16 protein-coding genes are annotated in these 19,342 nt (G+C 34.8%); 11 read left to right on the plus strand and 5 right to left on the minus strand.

Features of this window, described 5'->3' with window-relative positions:
• The first annotated feature begins 8 nt into the window (after positions 1 to 8).
• Genes ACTJIW_RS03205 through ACTJIW_RS03220 form a run of 4 tightly spaced genes read left to right on the plus strand, consistent with a single transcriptional unit; the run spans position 9 to position 3,439 of the window.
• Positions 9 to 2,132, plus strand: coding sequence for a ribonucleoside triphosphate reductase (locus ACTJIW_RS03205; RefSeq protein WP_440715547.1), 2,124 nt, complete (start codon positions 9 to 11; stop codon positions 2,130 to 2,132).
• Positions 2,113 to 2,277 (plus strand): anaerobic ribonucleoside-triphosphate reductase, encoded by a 165-nt coding sequence (nrdD, locus tag ACTJIW_RS03210; protein WP_149206919.1) that lies wholly within the window; start codon positions 2,113 to 2,115, stop codon positions 2,275 to 2,277. Before ACTJIW_RS03205 ends, nrdD begins: the two co-directional genes overlap by 20 nt.
• Positions 2,222 to 2,950: an anaerobic ribonucleoside-triphosphate reductase activating protein gene (locus ACTJIW_RS03215; protein WP_440715546.1), complete on the plus strand. Its 729-nt coding sequence runs from the start codon at positions 2,222 to 2,224 to the stop codon at positions 2,948 to 2,950. The genes nrdD and ACTJIW_RS03215 overlap by 56 nt, the downstream gene beginning before the upstream one ends.
• A gap of 42 nt (positions 2,951 to 2,992) precedes the next feature.
• Complete coding sequence (locus tag ACTJIW_RS03220; RefSeq protein WP_440715545.1) at positions 2,993 to 3,439, plus strand: copper resistance protein CopD; 447 nt, start codon at positions 2,993 to 2,995, stop codon at positions 3,437 to 3,439.
• Positions 3,440 to 3,485: 46 nt separating this feature from the next.
• On the opposite strand, the gene ACTJIW_RS03225 is transcribed toward ACTJIW_RS03220, so the two are convergent.
• From ACTJIW_RS03225 to ACTJIW_RS03235, 3 genes are all read right to left on the minus strand, one after another.
• Positions 3,486 to 3,674: a hypothetical protein gene (locus tag ACTJIW_RS03225; RefSeq protein ID WP_044047970.1), complete on the minus strand. Its 189-nt coding sequence runs from the start codon at positions 3,672 to 3,674 to the stop codon at positions 3,486 to 3,488.
• Positions 3,675 to 3,785: 111 nt separating this feature from the next.
• A complete protein-coding gene (locus tag ACTJIW_RS03230; protein ID WP_044047972.1) occupies positions 3,786 to 3,986 on the minus strand; it encodes a hypothetical protein in 201 nt (66 codons plus the stop codon).
• 109 nt (positions 3,987 to 4,095) lie between these two features.
• The gene (locus ACTJIW_RS03235; RefSeq protein WP_012026036.1) at positions 4,096 to 5,697 is read right to left on the minus strand and encodes a Na+/H+ antiporter; all 1,602 of its coding nucleotides are present in this window, start codon (positions 5,695 to 5,697) and stop codon (positions 4,096 to 4,098) included.
• Between the two features lie 188 nt (positions 5,698 to 5,885).
• Here ACTJIW_RS03235 and ribB point away from each other — a divergent pair, with 188 nt between their 5' ends.
• Positions 5,886 to 6,548, plus strand: coding sequence for a 3,4-dihydroxy-2-butanone-4-phosphate synthase (gene ribB / locus ACTJIW_RS03240; RefSeq protein ID WP_012026037.1), 663 nt, complete (start codon positions 5,886 to 5,888; stop codon positions 6,546 to 6,548).
• Positions 6,549 to 6,550: 2 nt separating this feature from the next.
• The gene (locus ACTJIW_RS03245) at positions 6,551 to 7,123 is read left to right on the plus strand and encodes a Crp/Fnr family transcriptional regulator (RefSeq protein ID WP_440715544.1); all 573 of its coding nucleotides are present in this window, start codon (positions 6,551 to 6,553) and stop codon (positions 7,121 to 7,123) included.
• Positions 7,124 to 7,363: 240 nt separating this feature from the next.
• On the opposite strand, the gene ACTJIW_RS03250 is transcribed toward ACTJIW_RS03245, so the two are convergent.
• Together ACTJIW_RS03250 and ACTJIW_RS03255 are read right to left on the minus strand one after the other, a co-directional pair.
• A complete protein-coding gene (locus ACTJIW_RS03250; protein ID WP_274250403.1) occupies positions 7,364 to 9,061 on the minus strand; it encodes a ribonucleoside-diphosphate reductase subunit alpha in 1,698 nt (565 codons plus the stop codon).
• 12 nt (positions 9,062 to 9,073) lie between these two features.
• A complete protein-coding gene (locus ACTJIW_RS03255; protein WP_012026040.1) occupies positions 9,074 to 10,048 on the minus strand; it encodes a ribonucleotide-diphosphate reductase subunit beta in 975 nt (324 codons plus the stop codon).
• Between the two features lie 736 nt (positions 10,049 to 10,784).
• Between ACTJIW_RS03255 and ACTJIW_RS03260 the strand changes: the two genes are divergently transcribed.
• The 5 genes from ACTJIW_RS03260 to ACTJIW_RS03280 all read left to right on the plus strand — a co-directional run bounded on the left by ACTJIW_RS03260 (position 10,785) and on the right by ACTJIW_RS03280 (position 19,331).
• On the plus strand, positions 10,785 to 12,272 hold the full coding sequence (locus tag ACTJIW_RS03260; RefSeq protein ID WP_440715543.1) for an ankyrin repeat domain-containing protein: 1,488 nt from the start codon (positions 10,785 to 10,787) through the stop codon (positions 12,270 to 12,272).
• A gap of 151 nt (positions 12,273 to 12,423) precedes the next feature.
• A complete protein-coding gene (locus tag ACTJIW_RS03265) occupies positions 12,424 to 12,894 on the plus strand; it encodes a DUF2271 domain-containing protein (protein ID WP_012026042.1) in 471 nt (156 codons plus the stop codon).
• A gap of 123 nt (positions 12,895 to 13,017) precedes the next feature.
• Complete coding sequence (locus tag ACTJIW_RS03270; RefSeq protein ID WP_440715542.1) at positions 13,018 to 15,201, plus strand: PepSY domain-containing protein; 2,184 nt, start codon at positions 13,018 to 13,020, stop codon at positions 15,199 to 15,201.
• 526 nt (positions 15,202 to 15,727) lie between these two features.
• Complete coding sequence (locus ACTJIW_RS03275) at positions 15,728 to 16,735, plus strand: FAD:protein FMN transferase (protein ID WP_440715541.1); 1,008 nt, start codon at positions 15,728 to 15,730, stop codon at positions 16,733 to 16,735.
• A 217-nt stretch (positions 16,736 to 16,952) separates the two neighbouring features.
• On the plus strand, positions 16,953 to 19,331 hold the full coding sequence (locus ACTJIW_RS03280) for a TonB-dependent receptor (protein ID WP_440718437.1): 2,379 nt from the start codon (positions 16,953 to 16,955) through the stop codon (positions 19,329 to 19,331).
• Positions 19,332 to 19,342 lie beyond the last annotated feature (11 nt).

Here is a 19,342-nt window from a genome sequence, read left to right on the forward strand (position 1 = left end):
TAAATATCATGGAAAAATATGTGATCAAACGAAACGGAGATTATAAACCTTTTGAAGCTTATAAAATTCAGGATGCCATCCAGAAAGCTTTTAAAAGCGTCAATCTGCCGATGGATAAAAAAATTCTGAAAATCGTTCTAAACGGACTCGAATCAAAATATTCGTGGCCTGTTGAGGAGATTCAGGATAGTATAGAACGTGTGCTTTTTGAAAACGGTTATTTTCAAACCATGCGTTCCTTTATTATCTATCGACATACCCGAAAACTCCAGAGAGAACATATTAACGGCCTAAACGACGATACAACGTATGTAGACAGCACACAAACGGTTGAAGAATACATCAATCAATCTGACTGGCGTATTAATGCCAATGCTAATACATCGTACTCAAATGCCGGTTTAGTAAGCAATACTGCCGGTAAAATTATTGCCAATTACTGGCTCGATAAAATTTATACTAAAGAAGAAGGCGCCGCACACCGAAACGGAGATATTCACATTCATGATCTGGACTGCCTTACGGGATATTGTGCCGGATGGAGCTTACGTGTTCTTTTAAACGAAGGTTTCAACGGCGTTCGCGGCCGTGTAGAAAGCAGACCTCCTTCGCATTTTAGGGAAGCTTTGGGGCAGATGGCTAATTTTCTGGGAATTCTGCAAAGCGAATGGGCGGGCGCTCAGGCTTTCAGTTCTTTTGATACATATCTTGCGCCTTATGTTTTCAAAGACCAGCTTTCTTACGATCAGGTTTTAAAAGGCATTAGAAGTTTTGTTTACAACCTCAATGTTCCGGCAAGATGGGGACAATCTCCTTTTACGAATATAACCTTAGACTGGAATGTGCCAAACGATCTTAAAGAACAGATTCCGACAAGAAATGACGAACATTTGTTTCTATATTCAGATGATCCCGAACTGGTTTATAAAGCTAAAAAAAGAGGTGTCACTAAACTGACTGATTTAAAATATGCCGATTTCCAAAACGAAATGAACCTAATCAATAAGGCATATTATACCATCATGACAGAAGGCGACACCAATGGACAGCCCTTCACTTTCCCTATTCCAACTGTAAACATCACGGAGGATTTTGACTGGGAAGGCGAAAATGTTGATTTATTGTTTGAAAACACAGCCAAGATAGGGTCTTCTTATTTTCAGAATTTTATTGGAAGCCAGTATATTTTAGATGAAAATGGAAATAAAATCGAAAATCCCGAAGCTTACAAACCCAACGCTGTCAGAAGTATGTGCTGTCGTTTACAGCTTGATCTGCGCGAATTATTAAAACGAGGAAATGGTCTTTTTGGAAGTGCAGAAATGACAGGCAGTATTGGTGTTGTAACCATTAATATGGCCCGTTTGGGATATTTGTATAAAGGAAATATTATAAACTTATTCGATCATTTAAACGATCTGCTTCAAATTGCCAAATCGACTTTGGAGAAAAAGAGAATCTTTATTCAAAAAATGTACGACCGTGGTTTGTATCCTTATACGCAGCGTTATTTGTCACATTTCAGAAACCACTTTTCGACCATTGGTGTAAACGGAATGAACGAAATGGTACTCAATTTTACTGATGGGAAACAAGATATTACAACAAGTTCAGGAATTCATTTTGCTGAAGAAATTTTAGACTATATCCGTTCGAGAATGAAAGAATTTCAGGCAGAAACCGGAAATTTATACAATCTGGAAGCTACACCCGCAGAAGGAACTACCTATCGTTTTGCCAAAGAAGATAAAAAACGTTTTCCAGAAATCCTGCAGGCCGGACATGGAGAAAATATTTATTACACAAACAGTTCGCAGATTCCGGTAGATTATACAGATGATCCGTTTGAAGCTTTACTGCTTCAGGACGCTTTACAATGTAAATATACCGGCGGTACCGTTCTGCATTTGTATATGAGAGAAAAAATAAGCAGTCCTGCTGCGTGTAAAAACTTCGTAAAAAAAGTACTGACCAATTTTAAACTGCCTTATATAACAGTAACGCCCGTTTTCAGTATATGCCCAATTCATGGATATCTGGACGGCGAGCATGAATACTGCCCTAAATGCGATGAAATATTGTTAAATGAAAATAACCAAAAAGCTATACTATATGAAAACACTGTCTCATGAAATTCCTGAAAAACTAAATGCTAAAAGAAGCAAATGTTTAGTGTACACAAGAGTAATGGGCTATCACAGGCCTGTAGAAAGTTTTAACATTGGAAAAAAAGGCGAACATCAGCAGCGAACACATTTCAAAGAAATTATGGTCTAATAAAGCTGTTTACAGCATAACCCCTTTTACCTTATTAGACTACCCGGATAGAGCAGCCTGCATTGTGTGGTTTGCGGGCTGTAATATGCGGTGTTCGTATTGTTACAATCCGGATATTGTTTTGGGGAAAGGAAAACTGGACTTTGAAAACATTCTTAATTTTCTAAAATCCCGAATTGGATTATTAGACGGAGTCGTTTTAAGCGGCGGTGAATGTACTATTCATAAAAATATTATTCCGTTTATTGAAGAAATAAAAGCTTTAGGATTTATTGTAAAAATTGACACTAACGGCTCTAAACCAGCTGTTTTAAAAAAACTGATCGATCAAAAGCTAATCGATTACGCTGCTTTAGATTTTAAATCCCTGCCTTTAACTTTTAAAACCATAACTCAATCTAACCTATTTGCTGAATTTGAAGAAAGTCTGAAACTTTTAATGAATTCCTCCATTCCGTTTGAAATTCGGACTACGCTTCATTCAGCACTTATAACCCCAACACAGTTTTTAAAAATGACCGAATATCTCGAAAACCTGAATTACAAAGGAAATTATTATGTGCAGTATTTTATGAATAATGTTCCCACGATTGGCGGTTTAGGACATTCTAAAAGACTGTTGAAATCTGAGAATTGCTCAGCCTCAAAAATAAACGTCATTTTTAGGGAATAATACACTACTGTTTTTTAACGCTTTCTTCTAAAATATTGTATTATGACACTTCACCATTTTATTTTAATAATTCACCTTCTGGCAGCCACAATCTGGGTTGGCGGACATCTTACGCTTAGTATTGTTTTTCTGCCTTCGGCTTTAAGGAAAAAAGACCCCAATATTATTTTAAATTTTGAACGAAAGTTCGAAACTCTCGGCATGTCATCGCTTATTACACTTGTTATTACCGGAATCTGGATGGCATACGATTTTGGCGTTACAATCGATACCTGGTTTACATTTTCCGGCAGTTTTGAAAAAGTAGTTTCTGCTAAGCTGTTACTTCTCTTTCTTACTATAATCTGCGCTCTTATTGCCCAATTCAGGATCATTCCAAACCTAAACGAATTCAATATAAAGAAAATGGCGGTGTTAATTATTTCCGTTACTTTAATTGGAGTTACAATGCTTATTTTAGGATCGACTTTGAGATACGGCGGCATATAAATTCACAAAAAAAACCGCAAATAATTTTACGGTTTATCTCTGTTTGTTAATTTCTCTTTTTCTGCTGTCCCGGTGCATAAGGCTTAGCACTTTTACTGCCAGACATTTTCTTCGCCTGTCCCGGAGGAATTTTTCCCGAATTAGGAGATGAAGATGAACTATGTGTACTGCATCCTGCAATAAATAATGCTATTAACACAAAAGATAGAATTTTAATTAAATCAGCTTTTTTCATTTAGTTATTTTTTAGTCAAAAATAGAGTTTTAAAAACAAGAAAAAGACAGGAAATAAAAAAACCTGCAAATGATTTCTCATTGCAGGTTTTACTTTTTAATTTAAAATTTTCTATTTCTTAATAGAATCTGCCGGCATTGTTCTAACAGTATCTGTAGAAGTTGTATCTACTTCAGGCCCTACAGTGTCTATTATAGTTTCTGTAGAATCTGTTGTTACAGGTTCAACCGTTGTCTCGTTCTTCTTACATGAAAATGCCAATCCTGTCAGCAGGATCAATAATGCAATTTTAGTTTTTAATATCGTTTTCATAATTATATTTTTTTACTGTTTGTATTCAACTTAATATTCCAAATTTAAAAAACTGGCAGTCAATACAATTACATAATTATTACTATCATTTATAAGAATCCAAGAAATGTTACTCTTCGTACATTTCCATCCAAAGACGCGTTTCTTCCAGATCCAGTTCTTTTTCTATTTTGCGGAAAATTTCTTCGTTTACAGAACCTTTTTTGTGCATGCTCTCAAGTTTACTGCGCTCAACATTCAAAAGATCGATTTGAACTCTCGTAAACTCATTAAAAATCTGGCCGTCTAATACTTTTCCGTTTCCAAAAAAGTTAGCCGGAAGTTCTGTTTTTTGCAAACGGTTAAATTTTACTTCGTATTTGCTCTTAATGTTATGCAGTAATTCATCATCTAATAAAGAGAAATTATCTTCAATATGCGAAATGGTTTCAGAAACGATTACGTTGCGGACATTATATTCTTCTGCTAAAATAGAATAGCGTTCTATTTTGAGTTTTTTAATAAGCCACGGAAGTGTAAGTCCCTGAATAACCAATGTTGACAATATTACACAGAAAACCAAATATATAATTAAATTACGAAGCGGAAATTCTTCTGTTTTATTCAACATTAACGGAAGTGCCAGAGCAGCAGCCATGGAAACCACACCACGCATACCAGACCAGCCAAAAACAATCATGTTTCGATAATCAAATTCTTCTTTTTCCCGGATTCTTTTACTTAACATTCTAGGAATCACAGTAGCAGGAATCACCCATAAAAAACGAACAACAATAACTACAATACTAATTACTGATCCCCAGATAAATAAAGCATTCCCTGAGTAATTGCTGATTCCATCCATAATCTGGCGCAGCTGAAGACCAATTAAAATAAAAATTAATCCGTTGAGAATGTTATTTAAAACATCCCATATAGTATTGGTCATGATTCGGCTTTCATGAGAAAAAATCGCTCCTGTTCTTGCTGCTAAAAAAAGACCCGTTGCAACTACCGCTAAAACTCCTGAACCATGAAAATGTTCTGCAATTAAATACGATGCAAAAGGTGTCAGCAAAGTAAGAGTTACCTCTATAATGTCGTCGCAGACAAATTTTTTATGAATGTAATACATGATAAAACCAACTGCCAAACCTACTGCTATACCCAGAACCGACATTAAAACAAAGTTTAATCCAGCCTGCCATAAAACGAAATTCCCTGCTGTAATAGCCGTAAGTGCATATTTGTAAGCAACAAGACCACTGGCGTCATTTACAAGACTTTCTCCTTCTAGAATGGCAATTAATCTGGGATGCAGCCCTAAACCTTTAGTAATGGCTGTTGCCGAAACCGCATCTGGAGGCGAAACAATAGCACCAAGTAAAAAAGCTAACGGCCAGGAAATATCATCTATAAGCCAGTGCGCCACAACAGCGACCAAACCTGTAGTAAAAAAAACCAAACCAACAGCCGCTAACGTTATGGGACGTATGGTTTGTTTAAAATCTGACCAGCTTGTATGCCACGCTGCATGATATAAAAGAGGCGGCAAAAAGATAATAAAAACAATTTCCGGGCTCAGTGCTATTACTGGAAGCCCCGGAATAACGCTGATAATTACACCGCACATTACCAAAACAATAGGAATTGGAAAATTATATCTTTTACTTATTAAACTAAGAAAAGCTACGCCAAAGAGTAACATTATAATTACTGTGATATTTTCCATTTTTTACTGCGGGTATTTTATTGTTTAGGATTATAATTTCTGGGTACTAAATTAAGATTTTATGATAATTAAATTAGAATAACACTAAAAAAGTATATCCAATTTATTGACTTATATCAAACTTTTACATTCCAGACAACTGTACATTTGAAATCCAATTATTTTAAAAAGTTTCAAAACACAATACAATGATAAGTACAGAAATAAGTCCGTTAGTACAATTTGGGATAACCAGTAAAGAACGGGTTGAAAACGCCCTCGAACAGCTTAAAAACGGAAAAGGAATTATCGTAACCGATGATGAAGACCGCGAAAATGAAGGCGATCTGATTTTTTCTGCACACCACATGAATACTGCAGATATGGCTTTAATGATTCGTGAATGCAGCGGTATTGTCTGTCTCTGCCTTCCAAATGAAAAAGCAGACCAGCTCGACCTTCCTTATATGGTAAAAGAAAATACAAGCAGTTTCCAGACTCCTTTTACCGTTACGATTGAAGCTAAAAAAGGCGTTACAACCGGAGTTTCTGCTGCTGACAGAATTACAACCATTAAAGCCGCTATTGCACAAAATGCAAAACCGGAAGATCTGGCAAGGCCCGGACATATTTTTCCGCTTCGTGCGAGAGATAATGGTGTTTTAGAACGAAACGGCCATACAGAAGGAAGTGTCGATTTAATGAAACTGGCAGGTTTACAGCCCGAAGCCGTTCTTTGCGAATTAATGAATGAAGACGGCAGCATGGCTAAACTCGACAAAATCATTAGCTTTGCACAACAGCACGACTTAGTAGTTTTATCTATCGAAGATATTCTACACTACCGTAAATTTGTGCGTGATTATAACTAAAAATGATATACGAACAGCTTGGTAATTATATTAGAAAAAGCATTGAAGTTTCGGATGAAGATTTAAATACCATTCTCTCCTATTTCAAACCTTTGAAAAAAAGTAAAAATGAGTTACTGCTGGAACAGGGACAAACCAGCCAGCAGACTTTTTTTATTGGAAAAGGCTGTATAAGAATCTTTTTTATTAATGAAGAAGGAAAAGACGTTACCCGATATATTGCTTTTGAAAATCAGTTTGCCACAGCTTTAGTCAGTTTTATAACCAAAATGCCTGCTCAGGAAAATATTCAGGTAATCGAGAAATCTGAATTACTCGCCATCACACACGAGGATTTTAATCATTTAATGAAGATTATTCCGCAATGGCGAGAGTTTTACAGCAATTATTTAGAGAAAGCTTATGTAAATAATGCCAATCGGTTAATGTCGTTTACCACTATGGATGCTTTGGAACGTTACAATCAATTACTCAAAATTAATCCGGCTATTGTAAAAAGACTGCCAAATAAAATTGTGGCTTCATATATCAACATTTCTCAGGAAACGCTGAGCAGGTTGAAGTCTAAAGTTTGAGGTTTTTCTTTAACACATAGAAACATAACTTTTTAACTTGAAAAAAGGCGTTTCACTTGCATTAACAATCATAGTAACTCTGTTTGGAAAGCAGGCTTTCCGAATTCTTTTAGCAATACTTATGCTTCTATGTGTTTAAAAGGACAATCATTACAGAGTTACTTGCGGAGATGTCTCCTTCGTCGACATGACAATATGAATAAAAAAGCCGAATCTAAATAAGATTCGGCTTTTTAATATTTATGATTCGCAGCTGCTGCAAGAAACAAGACTCGTTACTAATTCTTTAGAAACACTCTGGCTTCTTTGGTAGTACAAACTTTTAACTCCTTGCTGCCAGGCTTCGATCATTAAACGGTTTACATCTTTAATCGCTAATTCTGCCGGAATATTAAGATTTAAACTTTGTCCCTGATCTACAAATTTCTGACGAATTCCTGCCTGCTGTACAATTTCTAACTGGCTGATTTCTTTAAATGTTTTAAAAACATCTTTTTCATTTTGAGAAAGCTGTGACATATGCTGAACACTTCCTCCGTTTAGCATAATTTCTCTCCAGACTTCTTCATTGTCTAAACCTTTTTCTTCTAATAACTTTTTAAGGTATTTGTTCTTACGCATGAAATTACCTTTGCTTAATCCAGCTTTATAATAATTACTGCTGAAAGGTTCGATTCCCGGCGAAGTCTGTCCTAAAATTGCCGAAGATGAAGTCGTTGGAGCAATTGCCATTGTAGTGGTATTACGTCTTCCATAACCTTTTAACAATTCAGGTTCACCATAAATTCTAGCCAGTTCCTGACTTGCTTTATCTGCTTTGTCGCTTATATGTTTGAAAATCTCTGTTGTTTTCATTTTAGCTTCCATTCCTTCAAACGGAATCATATTTTTTTGCAGATAAGAATGCCATCCTAAAACACCTAATCCAAGCGCACGGTGTCTTTTAGCAAATTTATTTGCTGCAGAAAGATAATAGTTGCCTTCTGTTTTTTCGATGAATTCCTGTAAAACTGCATCTAAGAAAAAGATCGCCAGTTTTACCGCTTCAGTATCTTTCCATTCTTCATACAATTCTAAGTTCATAGAAGAAAGACAGCAGATAAATGATTCGTCATGAGTTGACGGAAGCATAATCTCACTGCATAAATTACTAGCGTTGATTCTTAGGTTTTGATCTTTATAAACCTGTGGTTTGTTTTTATTTACGTTATCGCTGAAAAAGATATACGGCAGTCCTTTCTGCTGACGGCTTTCTAATACTTTTGCCCAAATTTGTCTTTTATCAGCATCTCCATCAATCATTTCCTGCATCCAGTAATCCGGCACACAGATTCCGGTAAATAAATTCTGGATTGGATTTCCAATACTTTTAATTTTTAAAAACTCCTCTATATCCGGATGATCGATATCCAAATACGCTGCAAATGCACCGCGGCGCACTCCGCCTTGCGAAATCGTATCCATAGCCGTATCAAAAAGTTTCATAAAACTTACGGCACCGCTGCTTTTTCCGTTATCGGTTACGGCACTTCCGCGCTCACGCAATTCTCCAAAATAACCAGATGTTCCACCGCCTATTTTAGTCTGCATGATTACTTCGCCTAATTTATGTGTAATTCCTTCAATTTTATCTGGAACGTGAACGTTAAAACAAGAAATAGGCAGACCTCTTTCGGTTCCCATATTAGCCCAGACCGGCGAACTGATACTCATCCAGCCGCGTTCGATCATTTCTACAAAAGACTCTTTTAATTCTGGTTTGTATAATCTTCTGGCAGCAGCTGTACAAATTCTGTCAATTGCACCTTCTACTGTTTCTCCTTTTAAAAGATAACCGCGATTTAAAATTTGTTCACTTTCAGAGTTCTTCCACCACATTTTGGTTCCTGCTTCATTATGCGGAAGACTATTTACTTCATTTGGATCTATTGTATTCATATTGTGCTGCTTTTAGAAAAGGTCGTTTGCCGTGATGCTTTTATCGTGTTTAGTATATTCTACAGGGCGTTTTGCAAAGAAATCGTCCAGACTGTTGGCAAAAACTTCTTCTTCAAACCAAGCCAGAGCTTTGTAATCTTCAACCTTTACATCAAAAATTACCGGAATATTAATTTGTTTCAGGCTTTCGTCAATTCTAAATTTCATAAAATTCACTAAATCACCTTTTTTAATACTTTCAATTTCACCTTCTTCAAATATCCAGTCTAATATGTCTGATTCGACTGCAATAGAATCTTTAACTGTTTCTCTCACCAAAGCCAATGTCTCTTCATCAAAATAATCCGGGAATTCTTCTCTGATTTTATTGATAATATAAATTCCTCCATTTGCATGAATCTGCTCATCAATAGAGGTCCAGGCGATAATGTTGCTCACATTTTTCATGTACCCCTTAAATCTTGTAAAAGAAAGCAAGATGGCAAACTGACTGAAAAGCGAAACATTTTCGATCAGAATACTGAATAAGATCAGCGAAACCATATATTTTCTGTTGTCCTGAGATTTGGTGTCTTTAAGTACATTTGAAAGGTAATCTACACGACGACGAATAACCGGTACATCCAGAAGTTTTTCAAATTCATCATTATAACCTAACACTTCCAAAAGACGAGAATACGCTTCAGAATGTCTGAATTCACACTCAGCAAAAGTACTTCCTAAACCATTAAATTCTGGTTTTGGAAAATGCTCGTAAATGTTTCCCCAAAAACTTTTTACGGCTACCTCAATCTGTGCAATTGCCAGCAGACTGTTTTTTACCGCTGTTTTCTCTGCCAGAGATAAGTGAGCGTGAAAATCCTGAGTATCAGCAGTAAAATCAACTTCTGTATGAACCCAATACGCTTTATTTATCGCTTCTGTAAATTGTAAAACCTCCGGGTATTCAAAAGGTTTATAATTGACTCTTTTATCAAATATAGACATATATATAGTATTTATCGGTGACTAATTCAGATTAGAAAACGAACAGGATTTTGGGGTGGGTAACTGTGTTTTCTATACATACAAAATTAACCCCTCAATTTTCTATTGTCTAAGTTTTGATGTTAAAAATCCGAGCAATTATCAACAGGAAAGAACAATGTTAAAAACCACTAAAAAAACTATTTATTAACAGCTGCATAATTTTCCGTAGTTACCGAATTATCAGTTATTTATACTAAATCTAAATAGAGTTGTCAACAAAAAAAACAGAAATATTACATCCAACAAAAAAACAGTTATCAACAGATAAATTTCAATTTTGGTCATTTTTAGGTAAAATCTGATAAACTTTGAAAGGCAGATTTCGTCATGAAAAGGTATTTTTTTAAGTAAGAAAGAAAAACTGCCAATAGTTAAAATGTTCTACTTATTAAAAAGTTAAAATATTAATTACCAATATTTTAAATCAATAAGAATAAAAAAAATATTAAACACTTTTAAACTAAAATATAAAATTCTTGTCTTACAATTTTAAAAAATCGATATAGTTGAAAACAAAAAACCAGAAGTGCAGAAATAAATTAAAAAATTATTAGAATTAAACTTTTGAAGGCAATAAAACTTGATTTAAAAATATTAATCTTTACATTTGCGATTATTTTGATTTATTCTAAATAGACATTTGTTTCATCTATAATTTTTGGACGTCATACTCCAATAAACAACATAACAAAATATGAAAAAGAATCTTTTTATTTCTTTAGCATTAACGGCAGTGTTCTTTGTTAATGCACAGCAAAAAAACACCTTATTAGAACAGTCTTTCTGGAAAACTTCTCCAACTGTTGAAACGGTTAAAGCTGAAATTGCAAAAGGTAACAATCCTGCCGAAGCAAACATAAATGCTTTTGATGTAACTACACTGGCAATTAATAATGATGCACCAATTGCTGTGATCAAATACTTAGTCGATCTGCCTGGAAATTCAATTACAAAATTAACCCACGATAACCGTATTTATTTACACTGGGCGGCGTACAGAGGAAATACAGAATTAGTTGAATATTTAATAGCAAAAGGCTCTGACGTTAAATTTGAAGACAGCCACGGAACTACTCCTATAGATTTTGCTGCTTCAAACGGACAATCAAATCCTGCTTTATATGATACTTTCTTTAAAGCCGGAATCGATCCGAAGAAAAAATATGCAAATGGCGCCAACTTATTGCTTTTAGCAATTTCTTCTGATAAAGATTTAAAAGCTGCTGATTATTTTGCAACAAAAGGAATGTCTCTTAAAGATGTGGATAATGACGGAAATACTGCTTTTGTTTATGCAGCAAGATCTGGTAATATTGATCTTTTGAAAAAACTTTTAGCAAAAGGAGTAAAACCAAATGATAATGCATTGTTTACAGCTGCTCAGGGAAGCCGAAGAGAAACCAATACAATCGAAACTTATAAATATTTAGTTGAAGAAATAAAGCTGAAACCAACTGCACAAAACAAAGCAGGACAAAATGTATTGCATATTTTAGCCGGAAAACCAAATCAGGCAGAAATTGTAAAATACTTTTTAAGCAAAGGTACTGATGCTAATAAAGCAGATAAAGAAGGAAACACGCCTTTAATGGCTGCAGCATCGGCAAGAGAAACTGCTGTTTTAGAGATTTTACTTCCTGTGGCTAAAAATATTAATGCTCAGAACTTAAAAGGAGAATCAGCTTTGACAAATGCGGTTAGATATGGAACGCCAGAAGCTGTAAATGTACTTTTAAGCAAAGGTGCTGATGTAAATGTAAAAGACAAAGACGGAAACAATCTAGGTGTGTATTTAGTACAATCTTACCGTCCGGCAGGAAAAGACAATGCTGCAGATCCATTTGATGCTAAAGCGAAATTACTGCAGGATAAAGGTTTAAACTTAGCAGCGGCTCAAAAAGACGGAAATACATTGTATCATTTAGCTATTACAAAAAATGACGTTTCGCTTCTTAAAAAAATTACAGATTTAAAAGTAGACGTAAATGTAAAAAACAAAGATGGTTTAACCGCTTTGCACAGAGCTGCTATGACATCTAAAGATGATTCTATATTAAAGTATCTTATTTCTGCAGGAGCTAAAAAAGACATCAATACTGAATTTGACGAAACTCCTTATGCTCTGGCTAAAGAAAATGAGTTACTTACAAAAAATAATGTATCAATTGACTTTTTAAAATAATCTTTAAAAGTTATGAGTTTTGAATTATAAGTTATGAGTTGTAGACTATACATTATAATTCATAACTCATAACTCATAACTCATAATTCATAATTCATAACTCACAACTAATAATTCATAACTCACAACTCATAATTCACAATTAATTAAAATGAAATCTATACTTAAAATCGTTCTTATATTCTTTGTTGCTTTACAGGCAAATGCACAATCAAGCAAATACAAATGCATGCTGCAAATGACAAATTATATGGGAGAAGGTGCTTATATTGTTGTTTCGCTTATTAACCCAAGCGGTGCATACGAAAAAACACTTTATGTAATGGGCGACGACAAAAAATGGTACAAATCATTGAAAGAATGGAATAAATTCCACGCTCAGAAAAGTGAAGACATCAGCGCAAAAACCGGTGCATCTGTTACCGGAGGAGACCGCAGTGTTACAACAATCGAAATTGAAGATTCTAAAATCAATAAAGGTTACAAACTGCGTTTTGAGTCAGCAGTTGAAGATCAGAAATATTATGTAAGCGATCTTGAAATTCCGCTTACAACAGAAGGTCTTGCTGACAAAACAGACGGTAAAGGTTACATTAAATATGTAAGACTGAACAAAATATAATCTTATTTTAACTTAGATAAGCATGAAATATTTTTCTGCTTAAACTTAAAATCCGAGCTTTGTCAAAGTTGTAAAACCTTGACAAAGCTTTAAATATTTTATTACATTTCTAGAATACACTAAATGACTCTTTCTTTCTGGCGCTACGCACATTTGGCTCTGGCCTTATTTTCTTCGATATTTCTGCTTTTAGCTTCTGTTACCGGAATCATTCTCGCAGTCGATGCAGTACAGGAAAAAACACTTCCGTACAAAGCTGCTGATTTTGATAAAATTACTTTGGGAGAAACACTGCCGGTATTAAAAAAAGAATACTCAGAAATCACCGAATTGAGTGTCGATTACAATCAGTTTGTAACACTTCAGGCCATTGATAAAGATGGAAATGATGTGAATGCTTATATTAATCCTAAAACCGGAAAAGCATTAGGAACGCCTGCAAAAAAGAGTGAATTTATTAAATGGGTTACAAGTTTTCATCGTTCGCTGTTTCTTCATGAAACCGGCCGATTCTTTGTTGGCGTAATTTCTTTTTGTTTACTGTTAATTTCAATTTCGGGATTTGTACTGGTTTTAAAAAGACAAAGAGGCATCCGTAATTTCTTTTCGAAAGTAATTAAAGAATATTTTGCACAATATTATCATGTTGTTTTAGGCCGTCTGGCTTTGATCCCAATTTTGATTATCGCGCTTACCGGAACTTATTTATCGCTGGAAAGATTTAACTTTTTTATGGGTGAAGAAAAAGCAAAACCGGTAAAAACAGAACTTTCGGCGGAAGCCAAAAAAACTTCGGTATTTAAAACCACACTCCTGTCTGATGTAAAGAAAATCGAATTTCCTTTTACAGATGATCCTGAAGAATATTATATCATTGAACTAAAAGACCGCGAAATTGAAGTCAATCAGGTTGACGGCACTTTACTTTCAGAAAAACGTTCGCCGTTTACTGTTCAGTTATCAGCTTTAAGCCTTGACCTGCATACAGGAAGAATTAATGCTGTCTGGGCTGTAATTTTAGCCATTGCGTGTCTTAATATTCTTTTCTTTATTTATTCTGGTTTTGCTATTACTCTAAAACGAAGATCAAGCCGAATTAAAAATAAATTCAAAGCCAATGAAAGCAATTATATTTTGCTGGTTGGTTCTGAAAACGGAAGCTCTTTTCGATTTGCCAATGCTATTGCGAAGCAGTTAATCAGCCATGGAAAAAAAGTTTTTACGGCCGAATTAAATAGTTTTTCGGTTTACCCAAAAGCTGAGCATATTATTGTTTTTTCGTCTACTCATGGTTTAGGTGATCCGCCTTCAAACGCCAGAAAATTCAAAACCCTTTTACAAAAACAAAATCAGGAACAAAAAATTAAATTTTCGGTTGTTGGTTTTGGATCAAAATCTTATCCTGATTTCTGTCAGTTTGCTGTTGAAATCGATCAGCTTCTGGAAAATCAAAATTGGTCAGAACGCTTTTTAGATTTACAAACCGTTAATGATAAATCGGCAGTTGAGTTTACAGAATGGGTAAAACTGTGGAGCAGGAAAACCGAAATTCCGCTTGCCTCTACTCCATCTCTGTATAACCATGTTCCAAAAGGTTTACAGAAATTAATGGTTTTAGATAAAACGCCAATTTCAGATACTGAACATACTTTTATTTTAACACTGCGTGCCAATAGCCGAACGAAATTTGCTTCTGGCGATTTACTGGCAGTTTATCCTGCCAATGATTCGAGAGAACGCCTCTACTCTATTGGAAATCATTCCGGAAATGTACAATTGGTTGTAAAACTGCATCCAAACGGATTAGGTTCTGGATATTTAAACAATCTGGAGCCCGGCGATACTATTAAAGCCAGAATTATTAATAATCATGCTTTCCATTTCCCAAAGAAAGCGTCAAAAGTGGCTTTTATTTCTAACGGAACAGGAATCGCTCCTTTTCTTGGAATGATTGAACAAAATAAAGCTAAGAAAGAAATACAGCTTTACAGCGGATTTAGAATGGAAACGCCGACACTGCTGGCTTATAAAAAGTTTGCCAATATAATGATCCAAAAAGAATATCTGGATAATTTTCATGTCGCTTTATCGCGAGAAGCCGAACAAATTTATGTAATGGATTTGATAAAAAGGGATACCGCATTTTTTGTTAATTTATTGAAATACGGCGGTGTAATCATGATTTGCGGTTCGCTTGCAATGCAGAAAGATGTAGAAGTGATTCTGGGTGAATTGTGTCGTGATAACAAAATGCTAAATCTCGATGATTACAAGGAAAAAGGACAAATTTTAACCGATTGTTATTAGGAGTGCAATTTTAGATTTTAGATTGTTGATTATTGATATTACAAATAGATACTACCAATCACAGAGGGATGACATATAGATTAATTGGCAGATCTAAAAAAATAACACCAGCGAGGTAATATATCGCTCCGCTGGAGCTTTATTAACGATGGATCAAAAATTATCTATAAATATTTTGCTCCGCTGGAGCTATATTGATTTTAGGAAAACAAATCCCGGAGAGATGACATATTTATAGATTAATTGGCAGATCTAAAAAAATAACACCAGCGAGGTAATATAATATCGCTCCGCTGGAGCTTTATTAACGATAAATCAATTATTATCTATAAATATTTTGCTCCGCTAGAGCTATTTTGATTTTTAGGAGTACAAATCCCGAAGGGATGATATATTTATAGATTAAATTAGCACATCTAAAAAAAATTAGCCCCAGCGGGGCGATATATTTATAGATTAATTTAATTCATACCAAACCAAAGCCCCAGCGGGGCGACACATATGACTCTTCAAATTCTTTAAAAATATGCACAAATTATTGTCACATAAATTATTAATCCTGTTTGTAATTTCCTGTTGTTTTTCAGCACATTCGCAGGTTTTACGAAAAAGAACCACTCTGCTTATGGGCGGACGTTTTGACATTAGTATTGTGGCAAAGGATTCTCTAACTGCAGAACAAAATATAAACGAAGTAATTGCCGAAATTACGCGAATTGAAAACCTAATTTCTGACTGGAAACCGGATTCTCAGGTTTCTCAGGTAAATCAAAATGCCGGAATTAAACCTATAAAAGTTGATCGCGAAGTATTTGAACTTGCACAAAGAGCTTTAAAATTATCAGAAATAACCAACGGCGGATTTGATGTTAGTTTTGCCGCAATGGACCGAATCTGGAAATTTGACGGTTCGATGACCGAAATGCCTTCGGCGGAAGCCATAAAAAAGTCGGTTGAGAAAGTGGGTTATAAAAACATTATTTTAGATTCTGTTCAATCTACAATTTTCTTAAAACTAAAAGGAATGAAGATTGGCTTTGGCGCTTTAGGTGAAGGTTACGCAACCGATAAATGCCGTACAATGATGATGGCAAAAGGCATTGAAGCCGGAATTGTAAACGGTTCCGGCGATATGAGCACCTGGGGGAAACAGCCTAACGGACAGCCTTGGAAAATTGGAATCACAAACCCTTTTAAACCTGAAAAACTTCTGGCAGTCGTTCCCTTAAATCAAGGTGCGGTAACTACATCCGGGAGTTATGAAAAGTTCGTTATTTTTAACGGAAAACGATATTCTCACATTATAAATCCTGCAACCGGATATCCTGCAACGGGCTTGTGCAGCGTGACTGTCTTTGGTCCAAATGCCGAAACCGCAAACGGATTAAGCACTTCAATGATGGTTCTGGGACAGACTGAAGGCTTGCTTTTACTTCAAAAATTTCCAGATTACAGCTGTGTAATGATTACTGATAATGGAAAAGTTATTAAGTCTAAAAATTTCTCAATTAAAAAATTCAAAGCAAAATTGTAAATTTATGATACTAAGATTCTAAGGTGCTGAGAATCTAAGTTTTCAGCACGGTTTTACATTAACAATTACTACTTATTTCCAACATTAAAATCTCTAATGTAAATCTAATAATCTTCTAACAGGTTTATTTAGATCAAATTTAAATAATACTATAAGTTTGCTGCCATATAAAATCAGTACAACTTAAAATATGAGAATTTTTTACTTTCTCCTTTTCATGATAACCCTTTCTGGCTGGTCTCAAACTGGAAAAATTACAGGAAAAGTAACCTTTACCAATAACGAAATCGCCACAGGTGCTTCAGTACAAATCAGCGGTACAAAAAAATTTGCCGTTGTAGATAACGATGGTCAATTTGAATTTAGAAACCTTTCATACGGAAATTACACATTGGAAATTTCTTCAATGGAAGCCCAAAACAAAAGTGTAAATTTTGTTTTAAACCGTCCTTCACAGCAAATTACGATTTCTCTGGAAAAAATAACGGATCCAAAAGCATTAAACGAAGTATTGATTCAGAAAAAAACTGCCAAAAAAGAAATCATCGAAAAAGGCTTTTCTGTAAATGTTATCGAAACTCAGGAAGCAGCCAAAAGAAATATCCAAACTAATGATTTATTAGGACAGTCTGCGGGAGTCAGAATCAGACAAAACGGAGGTTTAGGTTCCAGCGTAAATTACAACCTAAACGGAATGTCTGGCAATGCCATCCGAATATTTATCGACGGAATTCCTATTTCTACTTACGGTTCGTCTTTTAACTTAAACAGTATTCCTCCTGCTTTAATTGAAAGAATTGAAGTTTACAAAGGCGTAATTCCGGCACATTTAGCCGATGATGCTTTGGGCGGTGCTATTAATGTAATCCTGAAAAAAGGAGCTAAAAATTCGTTGAATGCTTCTGTATCTTATGGTTCATTTAATACCATTCAATCAAATTTTAATACGACATACCGCGACAAATCTGGTTTTACTTTAAAAGGATCGGGATTTTATAATTACTCTGACAATAATTATGAAATATGGGGGAAATTTGCCCGTGACGTGCAGGCAGATGGTGTAATGAAACAAATACGCGCTAAACGTTTTAATGATGCTTATCGTTCTTATGGAGGCCGTTTTGAACTTGGTTTTACAGATGTTGAGTGGGCTGATACTTTTTTAGTGGGCATAAACATGTCTGATGATTATAATGAAATCCAGCATGGTCAGGCAATGTCTACTCCATATAAAGGAAGGTTTACAGAAGCAGATGCCAAAGTAATAAGCATTAATTACGCTAAAAAAGATTTTATAATAAAAGGTCTTGAATTTAATATTAATTCGGTTTTCAGCCAGAGAAATGAAGTTTTAAACGATACAGTAAAATGGAATTACAACTGGTTTAACGAAAAAGCAATTGGTCTTAAAGGCCTTCCTATTTTAACACCAAATGGAGCACAGCAGGGAGCGCCGACAATTCTTCATCTTAATAATAAAATTTTCAGTACAAGGGGCGGTTTAAATTATTCTGTAAATGAAAATCACAGATTTGTATTCAGTACAATGCTTTACTCATTTATGAGAGATGATTACGATGAAATGAAATCTGAACTGGAAAGAAATTTTCAGCAGAAACGCGACCTGCAAAAAAACATTTTATCATTTGCCTACGAATTTGAAGGTCTTGGTTCCCGCTTAAGAACAAATGTATTTGGTAAAAGATACAACCAAAAAACAGAACAGAGAACTCCTGTTTTGACTACAACAAACGGGCAGACTACAATTACCGAAAATCTGGAAAATAACAATACGACTTTCTACGGATACGGATTTGCAGCATCTTATTTTGTTCTGCCTAAATTAATGTTATCTACATCTGCAGAAAAGGCAATAAGACTTCCTTCTGAAAATGAAATTTTTGGTAATCCGGGTGAAAATCAAACATCAAATAGTTCATTAAAACCTGAACAGAGTAATAACCTAAATGTTGGTCTTCGATTTGGTCCTTTTAAAATTAATGAACACAAATTCAGTTTTTCGGGTTCAGGATTCTGGAGAAATTCTAAAGACAAAATTGTGCGCCAGTTCAGCACCAGAGTCAATGAGGCTCTGCAGGCAACCCCATCTGTAAATATGGGAACTGCACAATCTCTTGGCTATGAAGCTTCATTAGAATATTCGAATAAAAACAAATTGTTTGTATCAATGAATATGTCACGATTTAATTCATTGTTCAAACTTAAATACGATCCAAACGGCAAAATTTATGACAATTATAATAAGCAGTATCCAAATGAACCTTACTTCATTATAAATACTAATGCACAATACAACTTTAAAAATGTATTACAGGAAAAATCAGAATTGAATCTGTATTACAATTTTAGTTATGTAGGTGAATTTTATACAACATGGCTTCAAACAGAAATGGACAAAACTCCATCGCAGTTTCCTCATGATCTGGGTTTAAGTTACATATTTCGAGGCAAAAGATATATTGTAAGCTTTGATGCTAAAAACATAACCAACGAAGAGGTTTATGACAATTTTGCGGTTCAAAAACCCGGAAGAGCTTTTTATTTAAAAGTAAACTACATACTCAATAAATTTTAGTAACTAATTAA

This window comes from Flavobacterium sp. 22659, assembly GCF_052044235.1.
In the GTDB taxonomy this organism is placed as follows: domain Bacteria; phylum Bacteroidota; class Bacteroidia; order Flavobacteriales; family Flavobacteriaceae; genus Flavobacterium; species Flavobacterium johnsoniae.